Raw genomic sequence first — 26323 nt, forward strand, 5'->3', positions numbered from 1 at the left:
GGTGGGGATGCGGCGAGCCCCTGGCCGGGTGGGTCAGGGGCTCGCGGGTGGGCTGGGGTCAGGCTGGGCGGCGGCGGATCTTGTTGCCCAGCCAGACGATCGGGTCGTACTTGCGGTCGGCGACGCGTTCCTTCATCGGGATCAGCGCGTTGTCGGTGATCTTGATGTGCTCGGGACACACCTCGGTGCAGCACTTGGTGATGTTGCAGAAGCCCAGGCCGTGCTGCTCCTGGGCGGCTTTCTGCCGGTCGGCGTCGTCGAGCGGGTGCATGTCCAGCTCGGCGATCCGCATCAGGAACCGGGGACCGGAGAAGCTTTCCTTGTTCTCCTCGTGGTCGCGGATCACGTGACAGGTGTCCTGGCACAGGAAGCACTCGATGCACTTGCGGAACTCCTGCGAGCGCTCCACGTCGACCTGCTGCATCCGGTACTCGCCCGGCTTGACGTCCGCCGGCGGCTTGAAGGCCGGGATCTCCCGGGCCTTCTGGTAGTTGAACGACACGTCCGTGACGAGGTCCCGGATCACCGGGAAGGTGCGCATCGGCGTCACCGTGACGACTTCGTCCTCGCCGAACGTGTTCATCCGGCACATGCACATCAGCTTCGGCATGCCGTTGATCTCGGCGCTGCAGGACCCGCACTTGCCGGCCTTGCAGTTCCATCGAACGGCCATGTCCGGCGCCTGTGTCGCCTGCAGCCGGTGGATGACGTCGAGGACGACCTCGCCCTCGTTCACCTCGACCTCGTAGTCCTGGAGGTCACCGCCCTCGGAGTCGCCCCGCCAAACGCGGAACTTGCCCTGGTAACTCATGTGGCCGGCAGCTCCTCTTCCGTGAGGTACTTCTTCAGCTCGTCGAGCTCGAACAGTTCCAGCAGATCCTCGCGCATCGGGATCTGGTCCTTGCGGACCACGTTCACCGAGTCGTCGGCATCCAGAGAGCAGACCAGCAGGACCTTGCGCCAGTCGGCGTTCATGCCCGGGAAGTCGTCGCGGGTGTGGCCGCCGCGGGACTCCTGCCGCTGCAGGGCCGCCTTCGCCACGCACTCGGACACGGTGAGCATGTTGCGCAGGTCGAGCGCCAGGTGCCAGCCGGGGTTGAACTGCCGGTGACCCTCCACCGTCATCTTCGCGATCCGGCCGCGGTACTCGGCCAGCCGGCCGAGCGCCTGCTCCATTTCCTCTTCCTTGCGGATGATGCCGACCAGGTCGTTCATCGACTGCTGCAGTTCCTGGTGGATCGAGTACGGGTTCTCGCCGCCCTCGAGCTCGAACGGCGCCAGCGCCTCGACGGCCGCCGCGTCGACGTCGGCCTCGGCGATCTTCGGCCGTTCCTGCAGCGAGTCGATGTAGATCGCCGCACCCATGCCGGCCCGGCGCCCGAAGACGAGCAGGTCGGACAACGAGTTGCCGCCCAGCCGGTTCGACCCGTGCATGCCGCCGGCCACCTCACCGGCCGCGAACAGCCCCGGTACGACGGACTGCGCGGTGTCCGGGTCGACCTCGACGCCACCCATCACGTAGTGACAGGTCGGACCGACCTCCATCGGCTCCGCGGTGATGTCGACGTCGGCCAGCTCCTTGAACTGGTGGTGCATCGACGGCAGCCGCCGGGTGATCTCCTCGGCCGGGAGCCGCGTCGACACGTCCAGGAACACCCCGCCGTGGGGCGTACCGCGGCCGGCCTTGACCTCGGAGTTGATCGCCCGGGCGACCTCGTCGCGCGGCAGCAGCTCGGGTGGGCGCCGGTTGTTGTCCGGGTCCTTGTACCAGCCGTCGGCCTCTTCCTCGGTCTCCGCGTACTGCGCGCGGAACACGTCCGGCACGTACTCGAACATGAACCGCTTGCCCTCGGAGTTCTTCAGTACGCCGCCGTCGCCGCGGACCGACTCGGTGACCAGGATCCCCTTCACCGACGGCGGCCAGACCATGCCGGTCGGGTGGAACTGGATGAACTCCATGTTGATCAGCGTCGCGCCGGCCCGCATCGCGAGGGCGTGGCCGTCACCGGTGTACTCCCACGAGTTCGAGGTGACCTTGAACGACTTGCCGACGCCGCCGGTGGCCAGGATGACCGCGGGCGCGTCGAACAGGATGAACCGGCCGGACTCGCGCCAGTACCCGAAGGCGCCGGAGATCGCGTCCCCGTCCTTCAGGAGCTCGGTGACCGTGCACTCGGCGTACACCTTGAGGTTGGCCTCGTAGTCGCCGGTCGCCGCGAAGTCCTCCTGCTGCAGCGAGACGATCTTCTGCTGCAGGGTGCGGATGAGTTCCAGGCCCGTCCGGTCGCCGACGTGGGCGAGCCGCGGGTAGGTGTGGCCGCCGAAGTTGCGCTGGCTGATCCGGCCGTCGGGCGTCCGGTCGAACAGCGCGCCGTACGACTCCAGCTCCCAGACCCGGTCGGGGGCCTCCTGCGCGTGCAGCTCGGCCATCCGCCAGTTGTTCAGGAACTTCCCGCCGCGCATGGTGTCGCGGTAGTGGACCTGCCAGTTGTCGTTGGAGTTCGCGTTGCCCATCGCGGCCGCGCAACCGCCCTCGGCCATCACGGTGTGCGCCTTGCCGAACAGGGACTTGCAGACGATCGCGGTCCGCTTGCCCTGCTCACGGGCCTCGATCGCCGCGCGCAGGCCGGCGCCGCCGGCCCCGATCACGACGACGTCGTAGGAGTGTCGTTCGAGCTCAGTCATGTCTGGAGAAATCCCTAAGAATTAAGCACTGTCAGTTGAGAATGCGCAGGTCGGAGAACCAGCCGGCCGACAGCGCCATGATGTAAGCATCGGTGAGGATCACGGTGAACAGCGACGCCATCGCGAAAGTGCCGTGCTTCGGGTTCAGCTTGGACACGAAGGTCCAGTACCGGTAGCGCATCGGGTGCTTGGAGAAGTTCTTCAGCCGGCCGCCGACGATGTGCCGGCAGGCGTGGCAGGACAGCGTGTACAGCCACAGCATCACCAGGTTGACCCAGATGATCACCGTGCCCAGGCCGATGCCGAAGCCGCCGTCCTTGCCGTGGAAGGCCTGGATGCCGTCGTACACGTTGAGCAGGCCGAAGAGCAGCGCGCCGTAGAAGAAGTAGCGGTGCAGGTTCAGCGCGATCAGCGGGAACTTCCGCTCACCGGTGTACTTCTTGTGCGGCTCCGGGACCGCGCACGCCGCCGGTGCGAAGAACAGCGACCGGTAGCCCGCCTTGCGGTAGTAGTAGCAAGTGCCCCGGAAGCCGGCCAGCACCGCGAAGGTGATGATGCCGAACGGGATGAACACGGGGAACTTCGGGAACCAGGTGCCGAGGTGACTCGACCCCTGGACGCAGGACTCCGTCACACACGGCGAGTACAGCGGTGTGAGGTAGTGGTAGGCGTCGACCCAGTACCACTTGTTCATGAAGATCCGGATCGTCGCGTAGACGACGAAGAAGACCAGGATCACGCCGATCCGCAGCGGCGCCAGCCACCAGCGATCGGTCCGTAGTGTTTTCTGCCCGATCTGTGCGCGACCGGGTGCGCTGACCCCAGTCGCCATCAGAGTCGTCCTCGCTTCGCTGCGGGCTGTTCTGCTGGAGAAAGCCCGCTCTGCTTATTGGTTTCCTCGCTGCGCTCGGTCACGGAGCGTGCCTGTCCGGCGCGCCGAAGCCTTCATGCTCCGCGTCTGTCCACATGGACGCGTCATACTCCACGTCGGGAATCTCCTCGAGTTCCTCCGGAACCGGTCCGGGTCTGTGCTTGGGGTCGGGTGGGCCGAGCTCTGCGAGGTCGTCGTTCAGCCGGGCCACGTCGGACACCAGGCGGCGGATGCCGAGGGTGTCACCGTACTCCTGGCTGAGTTTGCCGACGGCCGCATGCAGGCCTTCGAGCGCGCGGACGACTGCGGCGGTGACCTCACGGCCGCTGTTGCCTTCACTCATGCCGACTCCAGTGATGGTTATGTAGCTGTCAGTATGGGCACACTTTGCCTCTGCCAGGCGCCCAACGGAAGACCCCTCGGTACGGCGTGTTCCCAGTTAGGGTCACCTCAGTTGCGGCCTGCTGACGGGTGGAGTAATGGAACGAATCCGGCCTGCAGCACAACGAGATTCGCCGGTGGGGTGAGGACGGCGACCTCGCGCAACCCGGGTGGTTCGAGGGGATCGCCGTACCCCTGCCAGGACCAGGGCAGGACCTGGTGGTCCAGGACGAGGGCCGGGCGTCCGTCGTACCGGATCATGGCCCCGTCGGGGAGGGTGGCGAGATCCTGGATGGTCGTGCGTTGTCGCCTGGTGCGCGGTTCGACACGTTCGCTGTGGAGCTGGGCGTCCATCGCGGCGGCGCGCGGACGCTCGTCGAGGTCACGGCCGCGCGCCCAGGCGCCGGCGTAGAGGAGGAAATCCCTGCGACGGCAGTAATGACAGGGGCGATGGCCGGCGGCGAGGGCGACGGCTTCGTCGAAGAAGAACAATGCCGTCCAGCGTCCGGGGGGCATCGGATCGCGCTGAACGCCCTTCCATTCAAGGACGCAGCAGATCCACGCCTTCGAGCGCCAGCGAGTCGTGCCGAGGCGGCGATCCGGGCTGTGCAGGGTGCCGCGGTTGCCCATCAGGAGGCCGCGGCCGGCTTCGGCCACGATCTCCTGGGTGGGTAAAACCCTGTTCTGCAACGGCATGGAGATCATCTTGCCGAGGTTGACCGACAGTTTCTGGCAGAGTCACCCTGACCGGGGCGGGGAAGGAATCAGCGCAGTGCAGATTGTGGTGGGAGTGGCCATTGTGCGGGACGGCTTGGTGCTGGCGGCGTACCGGCCAGGGCCGGATGGCGGCTGGGAGTTTCCCGGCGGGAAGGTCGAGCCGGGGGAGACCGAGGAGCAGGCCGCGGTGCGGGAGATCCGCGAGGAGCTCGACCTGGAGATCAAGGTCGGAGCGGCGCTCGGACCCGCGGTGGACATCTCCGAGCGCTACCGGCTGCACGTCTATCTGGCGTCGATCATCGACGGCGAGCCGGTACGGCGGGAGCACGACGAGCTCCGGTGGTTCGGGGCGGCGGAACTGGACGAAATGGACTGGCTGGTGCCCGATCGGCCGTTCGTCCGGGAGCTGCGGACCCTGCTCTGAGTGGCAGAAGTCACACCGGCCCGGAGGGTGCGGAACGCCATCACAGGCTCACGCAGAGGAACTGTATGGGTCAGTTGTATGGGTTGTACCTGGTGAGCGGATCAGACCACCGAGACAATCCTTGCCTGAGACTTCTTGGGGAGGAGTGCGGCATGTCGGTGTATCCGGCCGTTCCTGCGGTGCGAAGAGAGGACTTCGCGCCGGAGGTCGTCTGCGAGGTCTACGAACTGGGGTCGCGACGGCAGAGCCCGGCGGCGGTCAAGGAACTGACCAGCCGCCAGGTGGCGATCGGCCGAATGATGTCCACCGGCGCGAAGGACGCTTCGATCGCGCGCGAGCTGGGGCTGTCGCTGCGCACCGTGCGGGCCGAGATCAGCGCCCTGATCCTCGGCCTCGGCGCCAAGTCCCGCTTCCAGGCCGGCTGCCTGCTGGTCCGCCGCTTCGGCTGAGCGGCCCTCCGTTTCTGTCCGGGGGCCGACGTAGGCTTTCGGCATGGTTGAGCTTCCGGATCGCCGGCTGATGCTGGTGCACGCCCACCCCGACGACGAGACGATCAACAACGGTGTCACGATGGCGCGCTATGTCGCCGAGGGCGCCCACGTCACCTTGATCACCTGCACGCTCGGTGAGGAGGGTGAGGTGCTCGTCCCGGACCTCGTCCACCTGGCCGCCGACCAGACCGACCAGCTCGGTGAGCACCGGATCGGTGAGCTCGCCGCCGCGATGGCCGAGCTCGGGGTCACCGACCACCGCTTCCTGGGTGGTCCGGGCAAGTACCGCGACACCGGGATGATCTACAACGACGAAGGCAACGCGGACGTCCCGCCGGAGACCCGGAAGGACAGCTTCTGGCAGGCCGACCTGCTCGCTGCCGCCAACGACCTGATCCCGGTCATCCGCGAGATCCGGCCGCAGGTGCTGGTGACCTACGACCAGTACGGCAACTACGGCCATCCCGACCACATCAAGGCCCACCGGGTCGCGACGTACGCGGCTGCCCTCGCGGGCGCACGTTCGTACCGGGAGGACCTCGGCGAGGCGTGGGACATCCCGAAGATCTACTGGACGGCGATGGCGGAGTCGCGGATGCGCGCGAGCCTGCGCGAGCTGCGCGAGTCCGGTGACACCACGACCTTCGAGGGTCTGGACCCCGACGGCCCGCTCGGCCCGTTCATCACGCCGGATCGGCTGATCGACTGCGTGATCGACGCCGCCGCGTACCTGGATCGCAAGATGAACGCGATGAAGGCGCACGCCACCCAGATCACCGTCGACGGCCCGTTCTTCGCGCTGTCGAACAACAACGGCAACCAGATCTGGGGCTCGGAGCCGTACCGCCTGGTCAAGGGCACGGCCGCGCCCGGCCCGGACGGCGTCGAGCACGACCTCTTCGCCGGCCTGTAGAGCCCGAGCGGCGTGACCGTTCCCACACGCTCGGTTGAGGCGTCAACCTTCCGGCGGGCATAGTCTGCTGGGGTGTCGTCGGAACCCAGTGGGAGCGTTGCGCCCGAGGAGTTCCGTGCCGCGTTGGGGCGGTTCGCGTCCGGGATCACGATCATGAGCACGCTGCAGGACGGCGTGGCTCACGCGATGACGGCGAACGCGTTCACCTCGGTCTCGCTGGATCCGCCGTTGGTGCTGGTCTGCGTCGACAAAGGTGTCCGGATGCACGCCGCTGTCCAGGACTGTGGCTATTGGGCGGTCTCGGTCCTGGCCGGTGACCAACGGGCGATCGCGGACCGGTTCGCCCGGTCCGGACGCGACCTGTACAGCCAGTTCGACGGCATCGGTACGGCGGCCGGCCCGAAGACCGGGTGTCCGTTGGTCGACGGCGCGCAGTCCTGGCTCGAGTGCCGGACCTGGGCGACGTACGACGGCGGCGACCACACGATCGTGGTCGGCGAGGTGCTCAGCCTCGGGCTGGGCGAGCCCGCCGATCCGAGCGCGCTGATCTACTACTCCAGTCACTACCGGGAACTGCCCGACGCCTGACGGTGATCATGGGGCAACCCGGGCCTGCCCAACGGTCTGAGGGGCATGCCCCGTCCCGTAGTATGTGCCCTTGTGCCTGGGCCGTGTCCCTGAGGGGAGCGGTCTGTCCATGGCTTCGAGCAGGAGGACTCTGTCCGGTGGGGAGAAAGCAGCTCGCGGGGATCATCGCCGCGGCGGGGCTCGGTGTGCTCGTGGTCGGATACGGGGCGGCCTTCGCCTTCGCCGGCGACAAGATCCCCGGTGACACCACCGTCCTCGGCATCCCGGTCGGCGGCCTCTCCGAGTCCGACGCGAAGGCCAAGCTCGAGGCCGGTCTCCAGGACCGGGTCGGCCAGCCGATCGCGCTGAAGGCGGGCGAGTCGAAGTTCCAGGTGAACCCGGCCGATGCCGGCCTGTCGGTGGACGTGGCCGCCACCGTGGCCGCCGCGGGCGCGGGCCGCAGCCTGGCCCCGGGCCGGATCTGGCACGGCCTGACCGGCGGCGACGCGATCCAGCCGGTGGTCACCAAGGACGACGCGAAGCTGAAGGCCGCGGTCGAGAAGCTCGCCGGCCAGGTGAACCGGCCGGCCACCGAAGGCACCATCACGTTCGACGGCACCAAGCCGGTCCCGCAGGCCCCGGCCGACGGTCTGCAGCTGGACAACGACAAGGCCGAGGACGCGGTGCTCGCCGCTTATCCCGCCGATGGCGCCGCGAAGGACCTTCCGGTCGGCGTGACCAAGCCGGAGGCCGGTACGGACGCGCTCGACAAGGCCATGAAGGAGTACGCCGAACCGGCGATGTCCGGCCCGATCCGGCTGACCGTCGGGTCCAAGTCCGTCGAGCTGCAGCCGGCCGAGATCGCGCCGGCGCTGGCGGTGACGCTTCCCGGCGGCAAGCTCACGCCGGTGCTGAACGCGAAGAAGCTGGAGCCGTTGTTCCAGCAGCGGTTCAAGGCGCTGGAGACGCTGCCGAAGGACGCGACCGTGCAGATCGTCGGCAACGGGCCGACGGTGATCCCGGCCGTCGACGGCATGGTGGTCGACCGGACCAAGGTGGCGCCGGCGATCCTCGACATCCTGGCCAAGCCGACCGGCGAGCGCCGGGCCGCGGTCGGGCTGACGCACACCGCGGCGGCGGTGACGACCGAGCAGGTGACCGCGCTCGGGATCAAGGAAGTGATGGGGGAGTTCACCACCCACTTCCCGCACGCGCCGTACCGCAACGTGAACATCGGCACCGCGGCGGCCAAGATCAACGGCACGCTGCTGAAACCGAACGAGACGTTCAGCCTGAACAAGATCGTCGGTGAGCGGACCAAGGAGAACGGCTTCACCGAGGGCAACATCATCAGCGGCGGGAAGTTCGTGCTCGACCTCGGCGGTGGCGTGTCGCAGTCGGCCACGACCACCTTCAACGCGGCGTTCTTCGCCGGGCTGAAGGATGTCGAGCACAAGGCGCACAGCGTCTACATCAGCCGCTACCCGATCGGCCGGGAGGCGACGGTCGCCTGGGGATCGGTGGACATGAAGTTCCAGAACGACTCCGGCCACGGGGTCCTGGTGCAGACGATCTTCAAGGCGTCCACGCCGGGCACGCAGGGCACCATCACGGTGAAGATCTGGGGCACCAAGGTCTGGGACATCACCGCGGGGCAGTCGGCGAAGTCCAACCCGCGCGCACCGAAGGTGGTGTACAACACCGCGCCCGACTGCCGGGCGCAGGCGCCGACCCCCGGGTTCGACATCACCGTCTTCCGGTACTTCGCGCAGAACGGCGTACGGAAGAAGACCGAGTCCTTCACCACCAAGTACAACGCCGCCGACGACATCCGCTGCGGCCCGAAGCCGGGCACCACCCCGCCACCGCCCGGCATCAGCACCCCGCCGAACCTCGGCAAACCCACCACGGAAACCACCCCCCGCCGCCCCCAGTGACCCGCCAGGCTCCCCGCCGCGCCCCTGTAGTGGGGATGGGACAGTCAGCTGCGGTGGAGGGTGTGGAGTTCGGCGGCCACCTGGTTGAAGAGGTCCTCGCCGATGACGGCGCCCTCGCGGCGGACCTGGGCCGGGTCGATCCGTAGTACGCGGTCCAGGCGGACTTCGCTGCGGCGGCCTTCCTTGTCCCACGGGCCGCTGCCGATGTCCAGCCAGACCCGCCCCCAGCGCGCCTCGTCGGCGGCGTCGCGGTCGTGGTCCTTGCTGGTCAGGATCAGCGCGAGCAACAACGGCCCGTCCGACCCGACCACGAGCACCGGCCGGTCCTTCCCGCGGGTGTAGTCCTCCTCGAACGGCACCCAGGTCCACACGACCTCGCCCGGATCCGCCACCCCGTCGTCCGGATGCGGCGTGTACTCCACGTGCACCGTTCCTTCGAAGTCCCCCGCGTACTCGGGCCGCTCAGCCACGTGATCCGCCATGGGACCCGAGACTAACGCCCTCACATCTCACCCGCCTCACACCGTTCCAGCGGTGTGGCACTCACACAGACCCCAACGCTCAGCCGGAACGCGATCCTCGCCGTCCTGCTCACCGGCCAGTTCATGGCGAACATCGACACCGCGGTCGCGAACATCGCGGGACCGTCGATCGGCGCCGATCTGCACGCGTCCGAAGGCGCGGTCGGCCTGGTCGTGTCCGGGTACGTCGTCGCCTTCGCGGTCCTGCTGATCACCGGCGCACGCCTCGGCTCGTCGCTCGGCTACCGTACGACGTTCGTCCTCGGCCTGACCGTGTTCACGGCAGCCTCGCTGGCGTGCGGGCTCGCGCCGGAGATCGTCACCCTGGTCGTCGCCCGCTTCATCCAAGGCGCCGGCGCCGCGCTGATGGTCCCGCAGGTGCTCAGCGGCATCCAGCTGCACTTCCAGGGCCGCGATCGGCTGAAGGCACTCGGCTACTTCTCGATCGCCCTGTCCGGCGGTGCCGTCGCCGGGCAGATTCTCGGCGGCATCTTGATCGCGGCCGACCTCTTCGGAACCAGCTGGCGGCCGATCTTCCTGGTCAACGTGCCCATCGGCATCGCGCTCGCGATCGCCGCGCGCCGCCAGCTCCCCGCCGACCCGGCCGGGCATCGTGATCGCCTGGACCTGATCGGCGTACTCACCTTGTCCACAACGGTTCTGCTCGTCATCTTCCCGCTTCTGCTGGGCTCCGAGCGCGGCTGGCCGGCCTGGTCGTGGCTCTGCCTCCTGCTGAGCCTCCCGGCCCTGGCCCTCTTCGAGTACGGCGAACGCCGTACAGCCGCACGAGGTGGTCGCCCACTGATCGCTCGCCAGGTCCTGCGGAACCCATCAGTGCGAGCCGGTCTGCTCGCTCACGGCTGCACCTCAGGCACGTACTTCGCCCTACTCTTCGTGCTCGCCCTCTACCTCCAGAACGGCCTCCACAAAGGCCCTGCGTACTCAGGCTTCGCCATGGTCGTCTGGGTGGCTGCCTTCGGCCTGGCCGGCCCGATTCTGCCCAGACTGCGCAGGGGAGTGCGGTGGATGCCGGTCATCGGCTGTCTGGTCCTGGCGGCCGGCTATCTGTCCGTGCTGGCCTATCTGCTGCTGGGCGGCCGCACTGGAGCGCTTGTGTTCGTACTGCTGGGCATCGGCGGCCTGGGCCTCGGGATCAGCGCCAACACGCTCATCGGGGCGGTCACGTCCAGCATGTCCCCGCAGTACGCCGCGGACCTCTCCGGAGTTGTCGCCACCAACGCTCAGCTCTCAGGCGCACTGGGCGTCGCTCTGGCCGGTTCCACCTATGCGGCGCTCGCAACTGACCCGGAGCGCGCGCTGGGCGTCGTACTAGCCGGGTTTGTCGTGCTGACGATGGTCGGGGCGGGTGCGGCTCAGCGGCTGGTCAGATAGCGGTAGCGGTACGCCTCGCGGTAGCCGAGCCGCCCGTAGGTGGCGATAGCGGGCGCGTTCTCCTCCAGCACCTCCAGATAGGTACGGCGACCGCCCAACGGACCGGACCAGCGCGCCAGAGCCTGCAGGATCGCGGAGCCCAGCCCACGGCGCCGGTACGCCGGGTCGACGCGGATCGCATCGACGCCAAGCCAGTGGCCTGTCATGGATCCACGCCCAACCGCCACCGTCCGGCCGTCCAAGCTGATCGAGGCGAAGACGGCCTTCGGTGCGCCCTCCAGCACCTTCGGCGCGGGCTCGGGCACCGGTCCGTCGAAGGCGGCGGCGTACCAAGCGTTTCCGGGGTGCTCCGCGATCAGTACGTCGTACTCCGGCGCAGCGTTCACGTGGTCGAGCGTGGTGTGCATGACCAGTACGTCGGACTGCTCGGGACGGGCGTCCACCCACCCGAGGGCACGGAAGTCCTCTGCCTCCGGGCTACCGAGCCGGATCAGGGCCTGTGGGGGCAGTCCGCGCTCGTCGTAGAAGGCCTCAGCGTGCTTGAGGGCCTCGGCCACGGGCATCCCGGGGCTTCCCGCCGGCAGCAGCGAGTTGCCCCGGCCGGTCCAGCCGGCCGATGCCCGCAGCAACCAGTGGCCGACGTACGACGTCTCGACCGCGGGGCGGCCCAGTGCGGTGCTGAGGAAGAGTTGCTCGACGTCCACCGGCCGCAGTGGTGTCTCCGGGATAGTTTTCGCCGCTGTCACCTCATCGGCATCAATCTGGTGCACACTGCTGTCAGCGTGGCGAACAGCCAGGCTTACCGGGTCCCAGGACTGCAGTACGCCGATCACATCGGTGAGGCCGCCCGGAATCCGGTGCCGGACGACGACACGGTGGCCGATATCACGGGCGCGCAGACCTGACACGATGCGGACTCCTGGCAGAGTGGGCGAAGTACTACCGTGATACTAGAGACCCTGCACCAAACACAGCATCACCGCATCGCAGCACCCCAAGTCCCAGCTGCGCTTGCCTTGCCATAGGAGGAGTAGCAGTGACCTACGTCATCGCGCAGCCGTGTGTTGACCTGAAGGACCTCGCCTGTGTCGAGGAGTGCCCCGTCGACTGCATCTACGAGGGCAACCGGATGCTGTACATCCACCCCGACGAATGCGTCGACTGCGGAGCCTGCGAGCCGGTCTGCCCGGTGGAAGCGATCTACTACGAAGACGACACCCCGGAGCAGTGGAAGGACTACTACACCGCGAACGTCGACTTCTTCAACGACCTGGGCTCCCCCGGCGGCGCGTCGAAGATGGGCAAGATCGACAAGGACCACCCCTTCATCGCCGCCCTGCCCCCGCAGGAACACGACGAGTAAAAGCCTGAAACGCGGGGAGTGAGGGGTCGCGGCCCTCCCCCCGCAGGAACACGACGAGTAATCGTCTGCCCACTTACTGAAGCGGGGGGGGGGGGGGGGGGGACCCCACTGTCTCCAGGGGGTCTCGCGGGGTCGGGTGGGGTGGGGTAGGAAGGATTGGGGGGGAGAGAAGGGAGGGGGGGGGGGAGTCCCACCCCCCCCCACCAAAAACAGAGGTCCCGCGCCCCCCCCGCCCCTTTTCCTCCCCCCCCCCCCCCCCCCCCCCCCCCGCTACTGCTCCAGGACGTCCACGTGGACGTGGTCGAGGTGGCGCAGGATGGCTGGGTCGCCGGAGCGTTCGGGCGGGGTGTAATCCCGCCAGCCGCTGTCCGAGCGCCCGCCCGCGGTCCAGATCTTGTCGCTGAAGATGACCGTCTTGATCTTCAGCACGTCCGCCCGCGCGACCAGGTACTGCGCCATCGCCCAGCCCTTGGTGGTGTTCGCCGCGGAGATCGGCCGTACGAACACGTCGATCGCCCGGCCGTCGTAGTGCGCCGACCCCTCCATGTGCCCCGAGCGCACGCCACCCGCCGCGTACCCGCCGGTCGACAACTTCCCGAACGTCCGGATCAGATCCGTCCGTACGGCGTCCGCCCGCGGCGTCAGCCCGCTGCGGCCCATCGTCTCGGCCGGCACCGACGACGTGTTCACGGTGCAACTGAAGACACTCTTCGACTGCCCGGTCAGTGCTGACGCCAGGACGCGGGCGTCCGCCTCGTGGTCGGCGTACGCGTTGGGGAACGCACTGCGCTGCACCGCGTCGGCCGCGACGGTGACCGCGAGCTTCTGATAGTTCTTCACCTTCACCAGCGCGTCGTAGAACTTCCCGGCCGCGTAGTGCGGATCCCGCACCTGCGCCTCGGTGCCCCAGCCCTGCGACGGCCGCTGCTGGAACAGCCCGAGCGAGTCCCGGTCCCCGTGCGCCAGGTTCCGCAGCCCGGACTCCTGGTACGCCGTCGCGAGCGCGATCGTCGCCGCCCGCGCCGGCAGCCCACGCCGTACGGCGACGCCCGCGATGATCGCGGCCGACTCCGCCTGCTCCAGATCGAGGACGACGGTCTGGCCGCTGATCGTGGCCTCGCACTGCTCCGGTGGCGGCAGGATCGACCCCATGTTCTTGCCGCCGATCCACGCGATGCCGACGCCGACAGCCAGGCTGAGCGCCGCTACGGCGCCCAGGGCAACCACGGCACCCCGCTTCATCGGCATACGGGTCCCAACGTGCGGGGGCGGGGGACAGGTTCCGATCGAAAGGTCACGAAGTGGTTGACGTGCACAGGCTCACATTGGTTGGCGCGACTCACGCGTTGGCGTGCAGGGCCTCGTTGAGCGTGATGCCCTCACCCTTGCGCGGACGCGCCTCGACCGCACCGGTGACCGAGTTGCGGATGAACAGCAGACCGGGCTGTCCCGACAGGTCGCGGGCCTTCACCACGCTGCCGTCCGGGAGGGTGACCTTGGTGGCCGCGGTCACGTACAGCCCCGCCTCGACCACGCAGTCGTCGCCGAGCGAGATGCCGGTGCCGCCGTTCGCGCCGAGCAGGCAGCGCTTGCCGATCGAGACGACCTGCTTGCCGCCGCCGGACAGCGTGCCCATGATCGACGCGCCCGCTCCGATGTCGCTGCCGTCGTCGACCACCACTCCGGCCACGATCCGGCCTTCGACCATCGACGTACCGAGCGTGCCGGCGTTGAAGTTCACGAAGCCCTCGTGCATCACCGTCGTCCCCGACGACAGGTGCGCGCCCAGCCGGACCCGGTCGGCGTCGCCGATCCGGACCCCGCTCGGTACGACGTAGTCCGTCATCCGGGGGAACTTGTCGACGCTGGTCACGGACAGGTGCTGACCGGCCGCGCGGGCCCGGAGCCGGACCTGCTCGATCTCCTCGACCGGGACCGGGCCGAGCGACGTCCACGCGTTGTTCGGCAGGGCGGCGAAGATGCCGTCCAGGTTGAGGCCGTGCGGGCGGACGAGGCGGTGCGACAGCAGGTGCAGCCGCAGGTACGCGTCCGCGGTGCCGGCCGGGGCCTGGTCCAGCGTGATCTCGGCCGCCACGACCTCACGCCGTACCTGCCGGAGCTCGTCGTTGCCCTCGGCCGCGATCAGCTCGGCGGGCGCCTTCGCGTCGGCCGGCTGGGCGCCGAGCTCGGGGGCCGGGTACCAGACGTCGAGGACGGTCCCGGCGGCGGTGACGGTGGCGAGGCCGAAGCCCCAGGCATGCGTGGCGTTCTCGGTCATACCCACAGCCTGCCAGACTGCTGACCGGGCCATCGAACCCGACCGCTATCCGAGCGCCTCGCACGCCCGGTGACCGGCGCCACTGACCGGAAGGATGCCGATGACGACCGCTCTGACCCTGGACACCGACATCGGCTCGGACGTGGACGACGTCCTCGCTCTGGCCACGATCTTCGGCTCACCCGAGCTCGACCTGGCCGCCGTGACCACGGTGTACGGCGATACGTTGCTTAGGGCAAGGATGGTCGCACGGGTGAGCGGCGTGGCCGGCCGGGAGCCGGGGCTGGTGGTGGCGGGGCGCGCTGAGACCCGCTCGGGCCGGGCGGTCTGGTGGGCGGGCCACGAGGGCGCGCTGTTGCCGGACCTCGAGCGGGAGAAGGTCGACGCCGGGGCCGACCCGATCGACGTACTCGCGACCTCGCCGACGGTGGTCGCGGTCGGGCCGCTCACCAACGTGGCCGAAGCCGTGGAGCGACCCGCGCGGGCTGTCGAACAATTGTTTGTGATGGGCGGTGACTTCTCGCTGAGCAAGGTCGAGCACAACATCAAGTGCGATGTCGACGCGGCCGCGGTGGTGTTCGCCGGCGGGATCCCGGCGACCGTCATCGGGCTCGATCAGACGACCCGGATCCGGCTCGGCGGCGCGGCGGTCGCGGAGATCGAGGCCGCCGGGCCGCTCGGCCGGTTGCTCGCCGCGGAGATGCGGCAGTTCTGGAAGTTCAACGCCGAGGACTCCAATGTGCCACACGATCCGGCCGCCGTACTGATGCTGACGGACCCGGAGCTGTTCACCTTCGCGACCGGCCGAATCGAGGTCGACCCGACCGGCCGCACGCGCTTCACCCCCGGCGACGGGCCGCACCGGATCGTCACCGATCTCGACACCGGCCGGGTCGGGCGGCGCATCGTGGACCGCATCCTCACGGCCTGCCGGGTGACCGGATAATTCGACGGCGAGCGTGCGGCCGGTTGTGATCTACTCGTCGAATGCTCCCCGCCTGGCTCGAGACCGTGTCCGAACCAGTCCTCCAGGCGACGCAGGCCCCATCGGCGGACGCGCTGCACGGAGAGCTGCTCCGCCAGTGGGGCTCGTCGGAGGTGTGGCGCCTGTCCTACGGCCTCCGCAGCGTGATCGTGAAGCGCGGTACGGACGCGCAGTCCGGGGAAGGGACGGCGTACGAGCGGTTCGTCATACCGCTCGGGTTGCCGGCTCCAGAGCTGATCTGGGCGGCTGACGGCGTACTGGTACTCGCGGACGTCGGGCGGGTCACGCTTGAGCAGGAGCCGTCGGCGGAGGGGTTTCTGGCCGCCGCTGGACTGCTCGCGGAGATCCGTAGCCATGCTGTTTCCGGACCGACCGGCTTTGCGCCGGAGCACGTGAAAGAACTGGCCGACCGGATCGGCCGGATCTCCTTCGATGTCGCGCCGTTGACACAGGCACTGGCCGCGCTCCACCAGCGTGCGCCGTTGGGTGTCGTCCACGGCGACTTCGTGCCGAAGAATCTGGTCACGGACGGCACCCGGTGGACCGCGGTCGACTGGCCGCTCGTGTACCTCGCGCCGCACCTCAGCGACCTCTACACGCTGATCCGCGATGCCGTTGCCCTCGGCCACGACCGTGGACCGATCGTGGCGCAGTACGTCGAGAGCGCCGGAGCCGACCCGTTCCTGGTCGACCGGCAGTTGCTCGTCGGCGGTGCCTGCTTCTGTCTGCGCGCGCTGGACTTCGTGATCGCGGAGGGTCTGCGCACGATCCCCGGTTCCGAGGACTGGATCGATCCGCTGCTGGCCGAGCTCGAAGGTCTCGTGGAGCAGCTCGCGTGAAGCTTCTCGTCCTCGGCGGCACCAAGAACCTCGGCCGCCACGTCGTCGAGGCCGCCCTCCGCGACGGTCACGAGGTGACGCTGTTCAATCGCGGGCGGACGAATCCTTCGTTGTTTCCCGCGGTACGCCGGTTGACGGGTGAGCGCGCGGATCCCGCCGTACTCGCGACGGGGGAGTGGGACGGCGTCATCGACATCTCCGGCTTCCTGGTCCACGACGTCCGCCTGAGCGCGTCGCTCCTCCGCGACCGCTGCGCGCACTACACGTACATGTCGTCGATCGCCGTCTACGCGAGCAAGACCACCCCCGGCATGACCGAGTCCGCACCACTGCTGACGTGGCCATCCGGCGCCCCCGAGGACCACTTCACCATGGACCTCTACGGCCCGTCCAAGGTCCGCTGTGAGTCGGTGTTGGCAGGGGTGTTCGGCCCCCGAACCTCCGCCGTACGCTCCGGCTTCGTCGTCGGCCCCTACAACCCCGACTTCGGCAACTGGGGCTGGGCCTTGGCCCACAACGTGACGATGGAATGCGCCGCCCGTCCCGACCAGCCCATCCAATACATCGACGCCCGAGACCTAGCCACCTTCCTTGTGAAGATCACCGTGAATCGGCTGCCAGGCCCCTTCAACGCTGTAAGCCCGACCCACACCATGTCGGACCTCGCCGCCACTTGGCGCTCCGTCGTACCCAACCCACCCGCCATGAACTGGTCCCCCGAGGTAGACCGCGTCCACCTCCCCCACAACGGCACCTTCCAACTGGACAACACCCGAGCCCTAACAGCCGGCCTCCAACTCCGTCCAGCCGCAGAAACCGCCCACGACTACGTGTCCTGGGTCCAGGATGGGAACACTCCACCGCCACCACCTCACTGAGTCCGGGGCAACCTGGGGCATTCCGGGGCAGTTGTCCACAGACTCGATTCGGGCCCGCCGTAGGCGGTTGCCGACTCGTAAGGTTTCCCCTTATGTACTTCGACCGGCCGCTGGTGCGCGCGTACGTCGACGAGACCGGCGACCGCGGTCTGTCTCTCCGTGCGTCGCGATACTTCGGCATGGTCGCGGTGGTCATCGCCGACGAGGACGATGCTGGGCTTCGGCGTGCGATCGGACTGTGCAGGCACCGGCTGTCGGTCCCGGCGGGAAAGCCGCTGCACTGGACGGAGCACGTGAAGAGGTTTCCCCGGCGGCAGTTCGTGGCGGCGCAGTTGGGAGCGGTGCCGGGTGCTGTGCTGAATTTCGTGCTGGTGGAGAAGTCGGCGATCGGCCTGGTGGAGGAGGCGATCGCCGATCAGGTCGCCTTCTACAACTTCGTGGCTGGGCGAGTGCTCGAGCAGGTGCTGCACACGGCGAACGAATGGCCGGGAGGTCGGCGAGACGTGGTGATCACCTTCGGGCATGTCCGTGGCTTCCGGCATGAGGAGACGTTGGCCTGGTTCGAGAAGTTGCGGGTGGCTGCTGCCGATCGTGCGCCGTGGGAACTGCTGCGAGGGAGGCCTGGATTCCTCGGGCCTGGTCAGCTGGACGGCCTACAGGCAGCGGACCAGTACGCCGGCATGCTGAGGGCAGCGCTCGAGGCGGACGAGTTCGGTGGCTTCGAGGCGCATCACCTGATGGCTGTCCGACATCAGATCCGGCGCGCAGACGACGGCCCAGGTGGCTTCGAGGTCGTCGTGGTCCCTGGCACGCTGGAGGCGTATCCGTGGTGGCCACGAACCGGGCTGTGAACAGCAACGAGACCTTCGATGGTCCGGAGCGCCGCACCTGATCAGGCGGGTCTGGCAGCAGACCTGGCGTTCTCTCCGCGGCCATCGAAGGCCTCGTGAACAACAGCCTAGCAGCAGGCAAGTTGACCTTGCGAGGTTTGCACGGATCGGGCAGCGCACGGGGTCCACCATGGGGAACGTCCTGCCTGCGATGCCACGTTGAAACGTAGCATTGCGGCCGTGATGATCGAGATAGGTGGAGGGCCGGGTGGGCCGACCAGCCCGCGGGCTGGGTTCAGTGGTGTTGACGCGATCCGGTTTGCGGGGGCCGGTGGGCGGCAGGAGGGGGTGCTGCCGGGGGTTGATGTTGTGGTGGCGGCCGGGGATCGGTTGCGGTACAAGATCTACCCGGAGCTCGATGAGCAGCTGACGTACGGGGCGACGTACGCGGCGGTCGACCTGGTGTTCACCGATGGGTCTCGGCTGTCGGACGTCGGGGTCGTGGATCAGTACGGGATGCCGTTCGACGCGGCGGGTCAGGGTGCGGCCAAGATCCTGTACGCCGACCAGTGGAACGACGTGCAGGTCGATCTCACGGCGGTTGCGGGGAAGACGGTCGAGCAGGTGCTGCTCGTGGTTGACGGGCCTTCGGACTTCCAAGGGTGGATCGACGACCTCGAGATCTCGCAGGCTCCGGCGCGGCTCGACGGGTCGGACTTGGTTGCGTACGTCGACACCCGGCGCGGCACCAACGCCAGCCACGGCTTCTCCCGCGGCAACACGCTCCCGATCACCGCCTGGCCGAACGGGTTCAACTTCCTCACGCCCGTGACGGACGCGTCCACGCACCGGTGGCCGTACGAGTACCACCGGACCAACAACGCCGACAACCGGCCGGAGCTGCAGGGCCTGACGTTCTCCCACCAGCCGAGCCCGTGGATGGGCGATCGCGATCAGCTCACGATCATGCCGGTCGCATCGGCCGACCCGCTGGGGGATCCGGCGGCACGGGCTGTCGCCTTCAGCCACGATGACGAGATCGCCCGTCCGGATCTGTACTCGGTTGCCCTCAGCAACGGCGTACGCGCGGAACTGGCGCCGACCGATCACGGCGCGATCTTCCGGTTCGGGTTCCCCGATGATGCGGCGGGCCGGCACCTGGTCTTCGACTCGATCGACGAGAACGGCGCCTTCACCTACGACGGAACCGCGCTGACCGGATGGGTCGAGAACGGCTCGGAGACCGGCCGGACCCGGATGTACTGCTACGGCCTCTTCTCCGAAACCCCGTCCACCTTCGGACCAACCATCGGCGGCCGGGACAACGCCCGAGCGGCGACCTTCGATCTGTCAGAGGTGACCTTGAGGATCGCGACGTCGTTCATCGGCGTCGACCAGGCCCGGCACAACCTGGAGCTCGAGCTCGACGGACGCAGCCTCGAGGACATCCAGCAGGCCGCGAACGAAGCCTGGAACGAGCGCCTGCAGGTGATCCGTCCCGAGGGCGCGACCGAGCCGCAGCTGCGCACGGTGTACGGCAACCTCTACCGCCTCAACCTCTACCCGAACTCGCACTTCGAGAACGCCGGCACCAACGACGACCCCGACCATCGCTACGCCAGCCCGGTGCTGCCGACCGAGGGTACGGCGACTGACCGCGAGACCGACGCGGTCGTCAAGCCGGGGAAGATGTACGTCAACAGCGGCTTCTGGGACACGTATCGGACCGCGTGGCCGGCGTACGCGTTCCTCTACCCGGAGCTGACCGCCGAGCTGGTGGACGGGTTCGTGCAGCAGTACCGCGACGGTGGGTGGATCGCTCGCTGGTCGTCCCCGGGGTACGCGGACTGCATGACCGGGACGAGCTCCGATGTCGCGTTCGCCGATGCGTATCTCAAGGGTGTTCCGCTGCCGGACCCGTTGGCGACGTACGACGCTGGTCTGCGCAACGCGACCGTCGCACCCACCGAGACCGAGGTCGGGCGGAAGGGGGTGGCGACCGGCTTCTTCGCCGGCTACGTGAGTACCGACACTGAGGAAAGCGTGTCGTGGGCGCTCGAGGCGTACCTCAACGACTTCGGTCTCGCGCTGATGGCTTCGCAATTGGCCGACGATCCCACAGTCTCTGCTGACCGTCGCGCCCAGCTCCGGGAAGAGGCGGAGTACCTGCGTCGTCGCTCGCTGAACTACGTGCTGCTGTTCGACCCGGAGATCAACTTCTTCCAGGGCCGGCGGCCGGACGGGCGGTTCGCGAAGACGCCCGACGAGTTCGACCCGTGTGAGTGGGGCGGCGACTTCACCGAGACCGACGGCTGGAACTTCGCCTTCCACGTCGCCCACGACGGCCGCGGCCTGGCCAACCTGTACGGCGGTCCGCGCGGTCTGGAAGCCAAGCTCGACGAGTTCTTCACGACGCCGGAACTGGCCGTGAAGAAGGGCACCTACTCGATCGTCATCCACGAGATGCTCGAGGCCCAGGCCGTCCGGATGGGCCAGTTCGGCTTCAGCAACCAGCCGGCGCACCACATCGCGTGGTTGTACAACTACGCCGGTACGCCGCACAAGACGCAGGCGATCGTCCGTGAGGTCCTGCAGCGCCTGTACGTCGGCGAGCAGATCGGCCAGGGCTACCCCGGCGACGAGGACAACGGCGAGATGTCGGCGTGGTACCTCTTTGCAGCCTTGGGCATCTACCCACTCCGCGTCGGCGCACCGGAGTACGCCATCGGCTCACCCCTGTTCTCCCGGACGGTGGTCACCCCTCTCGGCGGCGCCCCGATCGTGATCACTGCCTCTGGTCACGAGCACCCCTACGTGCAGGAGGTCAGGGCCGACGGCAAGCAGTTGCCGACAGCATCCATCACCGACGCCGACCTGCGCGCGGCCGGCCAGCTCGACTTCGTCCTCGGCCCGGAGCCGTCCGACTGGGGAACCCTCTCTACCCCACCTGCCCTGACGGTTGACGACGAGGTCCCGGCCCCGTTGGTCGACCTGATCCCGCGCCAGGACCATCCCCTCTTCGACGACGACTCGTCCACCGAAAGCCACTTCGACACGGAGACGCCGACCATCACCTGGTCCCTGTCGGAACCGGGCACGGCCGCCTTCTACACCTTGACGTCCGGCTCATCCGAAGGCGACCCAACCTCCTGGCGCCTAGAGGCCTCCGCCGACGGCACAACCTGGTCCGTCCTGGACGACCGCGCTGATCAGTCGTTCACGTGGCGCCGCCAGACCCGCCCCTTCACGATCGCAACACCGGGCGCGTACGCCCACTACCGCTTGGTGATCACAGCCTCGACGTCTGACATCAGCCTCAGCCAAATCGAGCTCCTCACCTGACCAAGTAGGCGTCACGACAACTGCGGTCGGTGGCGGACGGTGTCGACCATCCGCCCCCGACCGCCTTGTGTTTGGCACGGAGGACCGCCTTGTGTTCGGCGCGGAGGACCGGCGAAGTCGGCACGGCGGACTGGCGAAAGTGGGCACGGCGGACTGGCGACAGTGGGCCGGCGTCAGCGCCAGGTTTCGGCGAGCAGGTCCGCGAGGGCTCGGCCTTGGTCGTAGCCACCGCGCGCGGCTTGCCGCCGCGTTGACAGATCCATCGCATTGGCGTTGAACACATCGCCGGCGCCGCCATCTGGAAAGACAGTTTCGACCCTGCTGCCCCCTGCGCGTAGTTCGTCGACCTGGGTCGCGAGGTCCATGCCCCACTCCAGCGGCATCCGCGTCCTGCCGCTGAACGGTGACAGCACCAGCACCCGCCCGTACCCAGCCGCCAGGTCGGCGTTCTCGCTGCGTCGGTAGCCGCCGTTGATGTATCGGTTCCTGCCGATGCGGTAGGGAGGAACGGGACCGAAACCGTTGCTGGTGCTGGCGGCGACGGCGTCCACCAGCTCGATTCCGCTGTGACGGTCGAACACGACCGGTTCGCCGGTCTGCGCATCGACAGCCGTGATGAGCACACGCTGTTGCGGCCAGTGCCGGCTGGGAAGCCGAGCCGCGACGATGTCGCGCCAGCGCGTCTGGTCGGAGCCTTCGGAAGCATCCATTTCGAGCGCCGCGGCGCCCATCCTGCGGCGCATGTCGGACGCATCCTGAGCAGCACCGATGATTCCGTTCGACCACTCCAGATAGGTCTGCGAGAGACTTGTAGCGCGTCCGCCGGCCGATCCAGCGTCGCTGGTCTGTGGCCGGGGCACCTCGGCGAGGATGGCCGCGTACAGTTCGGCCGGCCGTGTCCCGCTGGTGATCTGGGCAGCCACCGTCGATCCTGCCGACGTACCGATGATGAGATCGGCCTCGGTGACATCGACCCCGGCATCGGACAGGCCGGCGATGAGACCGAGCTCCCAAGCATTGCCTGCCGCTCCGCCACCGGCGAGAACCAAGGCTCGCTTGTTCGGGTCGGCCGCCTGCCGTGTGCCGTCGACCTGCTGGTCGGGCATCGGCCAATTCCCGTGCCGTGGTGTTCGCGGCACCGCGATGCCATCGGAAGTGGTGGTCGTCGAGCTGATGCGCGGAGCCGAGGAAGAAGGTGTTGTGTTCATGGGAGTCGCCTTTCGCGAGTTGCCTGTCGGGCGCTCCCAGGTGCGACTACCTCAGTCGCGCGATCGTGCACTGCGGGGGAGCACCCACTGCGGACACTGCGTACATGGGTCTCACCTCCCGCCGATAGATCACGATCGCTGAAATGCTAGCAGCCCGCCGACACGATGAGCGCCACCTGGGCCAGGTCCACACCCGTGCACGAATCCGGGTTGCCCCCTCAAGTGGAGGGTTGCCCACTGAGAATCTCAGGGGGCAACCCTCCAACTGAGGGGTTGTCCCCCCAGTTGGAGGGTTTGCCCGGCCGGGGGACCCGACCGAGACCCGAGCGCAGTCCGGGGTGGTGGTGGGGCTCGGCCTAGGCTGCCGTTCGCGGCTGTCCCGGCGGCGGAGGGATCCCTCAGCCGATCACCTGGGCCTGTGACACCGGTCCGCGGGGGAAGATCAGCTGCCGCGGAGCGGGTGGTTACTTTTTGCGGGGGGCGGACGTGGCTCGGATGTGTAGTTCGGTGCGGAGGGTGACTGTGGAGGGTGGGCGGCCGGGGGAGGCGGTTCGGTCTTTCAGCAGGAGGCCTGCGGTGCGGCCTAGTTCGTACGTCGGCTGGGCGACTGTGGTGAGGCTGGGCACGACCAGGTCGGCCCAGGGGATGTCGTCGAAGCCGACTACCGCGATGTCCTTCGGGGCCCGGAGGCCCTTCTTCGCCAGGCACTCCAGTGCGCCGACCGTCATCAGGTTGTTGGTGACGAACAGCGCTTCGGGTGGCTCAGGCAGTTCGAGGAGGCTCTCCATCGCGGCGTACCCGCCGGCCTCGCGGAAGTCGGCGTGCCGGACGAGGTCCTTGTCGTAACGGATACCGCCGGCCCGGAGAGCGGAGCGGTAACCGGCGAGGCGGTCCATGGCGGTCGAGACCTTGCGGGGACCGGTGATGCAGGCGATCCGGCGGTAGCCGCCGTCGATCAAGTGTTTGACGCCCTCGTTCGCGCCGTGCTCGTTGTCGACGAGTACGGTGTCCGCGTCGACGCCGTCGACGCGGCGGTCGATCAGGACCATCGGGAGCTTCGCGTCGGCGAGGAGCTGGACGCCTTCCGCCGTACTGGTCGGGGAGATCACCACACCGGCCATCTGATCGGTCAGTACTGCCGACGCGTACGCCGCTTCCTTCGCCGGGTCCTCGTCGGAGTTGCAGAGGACCACGTGGTAGCCCTCGGTCTGGGCGACGTCCTCGAGACCGCGGACCAGCGAGGTGAAGAACGGGTTCTCGATGTCGGAGATGACCACGGCCCACAGGTTCGTGCTGGACTTGCGGAGGTTGCGAGCCACGCCGTTCGGGCGGTATCCGAGTTCGGCCACCGCGGCGCGGACCTTCTCCGACAGCTCCGGATCGACGTTGCGGCGGCCGCTCAGTACGCGCGACACGGTCGCCGGCGACACACCGGACCTGCGCGCGACGTCGTAGATCGTCGTCATGCCCGCTCCCCGCCTGAGATCCGATGGTCGTCTGGATCGCACTTTAGTCCCGATCCAGACCAAAGGATCTCACGGTGACCGCAAACCAAGGCCCGCGTCGTCCAGCAGGGCCAGGGCGGCTGCGCGGTCGGGAGCGGAGTCTGCCGCACCGTTCACGGTTGTGGACAGCGCACCGGCCGCATTCGCCAGCCGGACGGCATCCACTAGGTCGGCGCCGGAGGCGATGGAGGCGGCGAGCGACCCGCAGAAGGCATCGCCGGCGCCGACCGTGTCGACGGTTGCGACCTCGTGCGCGCCGACCCACTCCTCGGCGCCCGAGGCACGATCGACCACGAATGCCCCCCGTGAGCCGAGCGTGACGACGCAGCCCTGGAGGTCCCACGAGTCGGCCAGCTTGCGGGCGATCACGGGTACCTGCGCCGAGTCGTCGCAGTCCAGCCCGGTCAGCGCGGCGGCCTCGACCTCGTTCGGGACCAGGATGTCGACGTACGACGTCAGCGACGGATCGACCGGGCCGACGGGGGCCGGGGTGAGGATCGTCGTGACGCCCGCGGTCGAGGCGAGCCGGAGGGCAGCGCGACTCGCCTCGACCGGGAGTTCCAGTTGGACGCTGAGCACCGAGCTCGCGGTCAGTACGTCCGCGGCCGCCTCGACATCGTCGGGAGTGACCGCGGCGTTGGCGCGGGACACGATGATGATCGAGTTCCCACCGTCGGGCAGCACCAGCGGCAGCCCGACACCGGTCCCCAGCGAAGGGTGCCGCACGACCCACGACGTGTCGACTCCGTCGGCCGAGAGGAGCTCGAGGAACTCTTCGCCGTACCGGTCCTCGCCGATGGTGCCGACGATCGCGGTCCGCGCACCCATCCGCGCGGCCGCGATGGCCTGGTTCACTCCCTTCCCACCAAGGAACTCAGCGAACCCTGTGCCGTGCAACGGCTCCCCGGGCAACGGCCTCCGCTCCGCCGAGGCAACCAGATCTTTCATGAACGAACCGAGCACGCACACGTCGTACCTGCTCATGCGGTCTCCCCCGAGAGACGCTTGCCCAGGGCACCGGATGGATGAAACCGCGCGAAGTCGTGGTGGCTGAACTCCCGCAGTACGACGAGCGCGCAGGCCAGCGCGTCGCCCATCGCAAGCGATGCCGTGGTGGATGCGGTCGGAGCGAGGTTCAGCGGATCCGCCTCGCGCAGCACCATCGTGTCCAAGGTGTACGTCGCCAGTCGGGCCAGCGTTGACTCCTCACGACCGGTCATTGCGATCACCGGGATCTCGCGGTCTCGATCGCGTCCCGCGCGGCTTGTAATCCCCGTGCCACCAGGTCCCTGGACAGCTCGTCGGCCGTGCGGTGGGCGGTCGCACGGTTCGGCACAACTGGCATCCCAGCGCCTCTTAGATCAGAAATCGATTTCCGCAGAGTAGGCAGTCCGGTCCGGCAGTGTCAACGTCTGCATCCAGGTCGAAACCCTTGTGTCCACGCGCGAATCGGCCGCTTTGATCGCATCGTCACAGCTCTGGCCCTTGACCGGCCGAGGCGTCATCCGTAGATTGCGAGAAATCGATTGCCCACTCTGGGCCTGCTCGACACCGCGGATCCGCAGAGCGTGTTCTTGGCTCGGGTCCCTAAGGGCAAGGTGCAGGACCGGGCCGCGTGGAAGTTCTACACCGGGGCCGGGTGGTCGTCGAAGATCGCCGATCGCAAGCCGGTGCTGACGGATCAGCGGCGACTGTACTCGCGTACGGTACGAACGCGTCCAACCTGAGCGTGATCAGCCAGGGCGGTGTCACGTACCTGGCCGCGCAGAAGCGATATGTCTACACGTCCTGGACGGAGTACACGTTCGAGTTCTACGACTCGCCGACGCCGTGGGGACCGTGGAAACACTTCCTGTCGAAGGACTTCGATGGGTATCCGTGGTCGACGTCGAAGTACGGCGGGTACGGCGTGACGCTAACGGTCTACGCCGGCTTCAACGCCCCTGCTCTCGACACCTGGATCCAACCCGACGACTTCACGGTCAGCTGACCAGGCGGACCCCCAACACTCACCAACCACCCAGATCCACCGCGGCGCAGGCGGCGCCCCGCCTGGCATCGCGCCGCGGCGGAGGTTAGTGAGTAGCGGAGGTCCGCCCTACGGCCAGGGGAGCAGGTCGGGGGGGGGGGGGGGGGGGGGGGGCGGGGGGGGGGGGGGTGAGTTGCTACGTCGTCGGGGTGGGGGGGGTGGTGGGT

26 protein-coding genes are annotated in these 26323 nt (G+C 68.3%); 13 read left to right on the plus strand and 13 right to left on the minus strand.

The features are described from left to right. Positions 1-58 precede the first annotated feature (58 nt). The 5 genes from ACZ3HV_RS13595 to ACZ3HV_RS13615 all read right to left on the minus strand — a co-directional run bounded on the left by ACZ3HV_RS13595 (position 59) and on the right by ACZ3HV_RS13615 (position 4633). Complete coding sequence (locus ACZ3HV_RS13595; RefSeq protein ID WP_465684073.1) at positions 59-811, minus strand: succinate dehydrogenase/fumarate reductase iron-sulfur subunit; 753 nt, start codon at positions 809-811, stop codon at positions 59-61. Beyond that, complete coding sequence (locus ACZ3HV_RS13600; RefSeq protein WP_465684075.1) at positions 808-2685, minus strand: fumarate reductase/succinate dehydrogenase flavoprotein subunit; 1878 nt, start codon at positions 2683-2685, stop codon at positions 808-810. Before ACZ3HV_RS13600 ends, ACZ3HV_RS13595 begins: the two co-directional genes overlap by 4 nt. A gap of 31 nt (positions 2686-2716) precedes the next feature. Beyond that, a complete protein-coding gene (locus tag ACZ3HV_RS13605) occupies positions 2717-3517 on the minus strand; it encodes a hypothetical protein (protein WP_465684077.1) in 801 nt (266 codons plus the stop codon). Positions 3518-3596: 79 nt separating this feature from the next. After that, on the minus strand, positions 3597-3899 hold the full coding sequence (locus ACZ3HV_RS13610; protein WP_360362835.1) for a hypothetical protein: 303 nt from the start codon (positions 3897-3899) through the stop codon (positions 3597-3599). Between the two features lie 107 nt (positions 3900-4006). Then, on the minus strand, positions 4007-4633 hold the full coding sequence (locus tag ACZ3HV_RS13615; protein WP_465684079.1) for a hypothetical protein: 627 nt from the start codon (positions 4631-4633) through the stop codon (positions 4007-4009). Between the two features lie 76 nt (positions 4634-4709). Between ACZ3HV_RS13615 and ACZ3HV_RS13620 the strand changes: the two genes are divergently transcribed. From ACZ3HV_RS13620 to ACZ3HV_RS13640, 5 genes are all read left to right on the plus strand, one after another. Then, the gene (locus ACZ3HV_RS13620; RefSeq protein WP_465684081.1) at positions 4710-5078 is read left to right on the plus strand and encodes a (deoxy)nucleoside triphosphate pyrophosphohydrolase; all 369 of its coding nucleotides are present in this window, start codon (positions 4710-4712) and stop codon (positions 5076-5078) included. Between the two features lie 152 nt (positions 5079-5230). Continuing rightward, a complete protein-coding gene (locus ACZ3HV_RS13625) occupies positions 5231-5527 on the plus strand; it encodes a LuxR C-terminal-related transcriptional regulator (RefSeq protein ID WP_465684083.1) in 297 nt (98 codons plus the stop codon). A 43-nt stretch (positions 5528-5570) separates the two neighbouring features. Further along, complete coding sequence (mshB, locus tag ACZ3HV_RS13630) at positions 5571-6482, plus strand: N-acetyl-1-D-myo-inositol-2-amino-2-deoxy-alpha-D-glucopyranoside deacetylase (RefSeq protein ID WP_465684085.1); 912 nt, start codon at positions 5571-5573, stop codon at positions 6480-6482. A gap of 72 nt (positions 6483-6554) precedes the next feature. Then, positions 6555-7070 (plus strand): flavin reductase family protein, encoded by a 516-nt coding sequence (locus tag ACZ3HV_RS13635; protein WP_465684086.1) that lies wholly within the window; start codon positions 6555-6557, stop codon positions 7068-7070. A gap of 137 nt (positions 7071-7207) precedes the next feature. Continuing rightward, positions 7208-8986: a VanW family protein gene (locus tag ACZ3HV_RS13640; RefSeq protein WP_465684088.1), complete on the plus strand. Its 1779-nt coding sequence runs from the start codon at positions 7208-7210 to the stop codon at positions 8984-8986. Between the two features lie 44 nt (positions 8987-9030). Here the strand turns inward: ACZ3HV_RS13640 and ACZ3HV_RS13645 are convergent, their stop codons facing one another. Continuing rightward, positions 9031-9468 (minus strand): type II toxin-antitoxin system PemK/MazF family toxin, encoded by a 438-nt coding sequence (locus tag ACZ3HV_RS13645; protein ID WP_465684090.1) that lies wholly within the window; start codon positions 9466-9468, stop codon positions 9031-9033. A gap of 54 nt (positions 9469-9522) precedes the next feature. Between ACZ3HV_RS13645 and ACZ3HV_RS13650 the strand changes: the two genes are divergently transcribed. After that, positions 9523-10899: an MFS transporter gene (locus tag ACZ3HV_RS13650; protein WP_465684092.1), complete on the plus strand. Its 1377-nt coding sequence runs from the start codon at positions 9523-9525 to the stop codon at positions 10897-10899. Here ACZ3HV_RS13650 and ACZ3HV_RS13655 read toward each other — a convergent pair. Continuing rightward, positions 10881-11807, minus strand: coding sequence for a GNAT family N-acetyltransferase (locus ACZ3HV_RS13655; protein ID WP_465684094.1), 927 nt, complete (start codon positions 11805-11807; stop codon positions 10881-10883). The two genes, ACZ3HV_RS13650 and ACZ3HV_RS13655, sit on opposite strands and share 19 nt — an antisense overlap. 128 nt (positions 11808-11935) lie before the next feature. Between ACZ3HV_RS13655 and fdxA the strand changes: the two genes are divergently transcribed. Next, complete coding sequence (gene fdxA, locus ACZ3HV_RS13660) at positions 11936-12262, plus strand: ferredoxin (protein ID WP_131285641.1); 327 nt, start codon at positions 11936-11938, stop codon at positions 12260-12262. A 270-nt stretch (positions 12263-12532) separates the two neighbouring features. Here fdxA and ACZ3HV_RS13665 read toward each other — a convergent pair whose 3' ends face one another. Together ACZ3HV_RS13665 and dapD are read right to left on the minus strand one after the other, a co-directional pair. Next, positions 12533-13504, minus strand: a complete 972-nt coding sequence (locus ACZ3HV_RS13665; RefSeq protein ID WP_465684096.1) for a VldE C-terminal domain-containing protein — start codon at positions 13502-13504, stop codon at positions 12533-12535. 97 nt (positions 13505-13601) lie between these two features. Next, positions 13602-14540 carry a 2,3,4,5-tetrahydropyridine-2,6-dicarboxylate N-succinyltransferase gene (gene dapD, locus ACZ3HV_RS13670; protein WP_465684098.1) on the minus strand — a complete coding sequence of 313 codons (939 nt, stop codon included), beginning with the start codon at positions 14538-14540 and terminating at the stop codon, positions 13602-13604. Positions 14541-14640: 100 nt separating this feature from the next. Here dapD and ACZ3HV_RS13675 point away from each other — a divergent pair, with 100 nt between their 5' ends. The 5 genes from ACZ3HV_RS13675 (at position 14641) to ACZ3HV_RS13695 (ending at position 21414) form a co-directional block, all read left to right on the plus strand. Beyond that, the gene (locus ACZ3HV_RS13675; protein WP_465684100.1) at positions 14641-15486 is read left to right on the plus strand and encodes a nucleoside hydrolase; all 846 of its coding nucleotides are present in this window, start codon (positions 14641-14643) and stop codon (positions 15484-15486) included. Positions 15487-15527: 41 nt separating this feature from the next. Continuing rightward, the gene (locus ACZ3HV_RS13680; protein WP_465684102.1) at positions 15528-16364 is read left to right on the plus strand and encodes a phosphotransferase; all 837 of its coding nucleotides are present in this window, start codon (positions 15528-15530) and stop codon (positions 16362-16364) included. Next, positions 16361-17242, plus strand: a complete 882-nt coding sequence (locus tag ACZ3HV_RS13685) for a Rossmann-fold NAD(P)-binding domain-containing protein (RefSeq protein ID WP_465684104.1) — start codon at positions 16361-16363, stop codon at positions 17240-17242. Before ACZ3HV_RS13680 ends, ACZ3HV_RS13685 begins: the two co-directional genes overlap by 4 nt. 92 nt (positions 17243-17334) lie before the next feature. Beyond that, complete coding sequence (locus tag ACZ3HV_RS13690; RefSeq protein WP_465684106.1) at positions 17335-18093, plus strand: hypothetical protein; 759 nt, start codon at positions 17335-17337, stop codon at positions 18091-18093. A gap of 222 nt (positions 18094-18315) precedes the next feature. Further along, complete coding sequence (locus ACZ3HV_RS13695) at positions 18316-21414, plus strand: GH92 family glycosyl hydrolase (RefSeq protein ID WP_465684760.1); 3099 nt, start codon at positions 18316-18318, stop codon at positions 21412-21414. Positions 21415-21587: 173 nt separating this feature from the next. On the opposite strand, the gene ACZ3HV_RS13700 is transcribed toward ACZ3HV_RS13695, so the two are convergent. The 4 genes from ACZ3HV_RS13700 to ACZ3HV_RS13715 form a co-directional block, all read right to left on the minus strand. Next, complete coding sequence (locus ACZ3HV_RS13700) at positions 21588-22622, minus strand: patatin-like phospholipase family protein (protein ID WP_465684108.1); 1035 nt, start codon at positions 22620-22622, stop codon at positions 21588-21590. A 464-nt stretch (positions 22623-23086) separates the two neighbouring features. Then, a complete protein-coding gene (locus tag ACZ3HV_RS13705) occupies positions 23087-24088 on the minus strand; it encodes a LacI family DNA-binding transcriptional regulator (RefSeq protein WP_465684110.1) in 1002 nt (333 codons plus the stop codon). Positions 24089-24157: 69 nt separating this feature from the next. Next, a complete protein-coding gene (locus tag ACZ3HV_RS13710; RefSeq protein WP_465684112.1) occupies positions 24158-25111 on the minus strand; it encodes a ribokinase in 954 nt (317 codons plus the stop codon). Then, positions 25108-25398, minus strand: a complete 291-nt coding sequence (locus ACZ3HV_RS13715; protein WP_465684762.1) for an SIS domain-containing protein — start codon at positions 25396-25398, stop codon at positions 25108-25110. Before ACZ3HV_RS13715 ends, ACZ3HV_RS13710 begins: the two co-directional genes overlap by 4 nt. A 344-nt stretch (positions 25399-25742) precedes the next feature. Between ACZ3HV_RS13715 and ACZ3HV_RS13720 the strand changes: the two genes are divergently transcribed. Further along, positions 25743-26117: a hypothetical protein gene (locus ACZ3HV_RS13720; RefSeq protein WP_465684114.1), complete on the plus strand. Its 375-nt coding sequence runs from the start codon at positions 25743-25745 to the stop codon at positions 26115-26117. Positions 26118-26323 lie beyond the last annotated feature (206 nt).

It is taken from the genome of Kribbella sp. NPDC020701 (assembly GCF_055562215.1).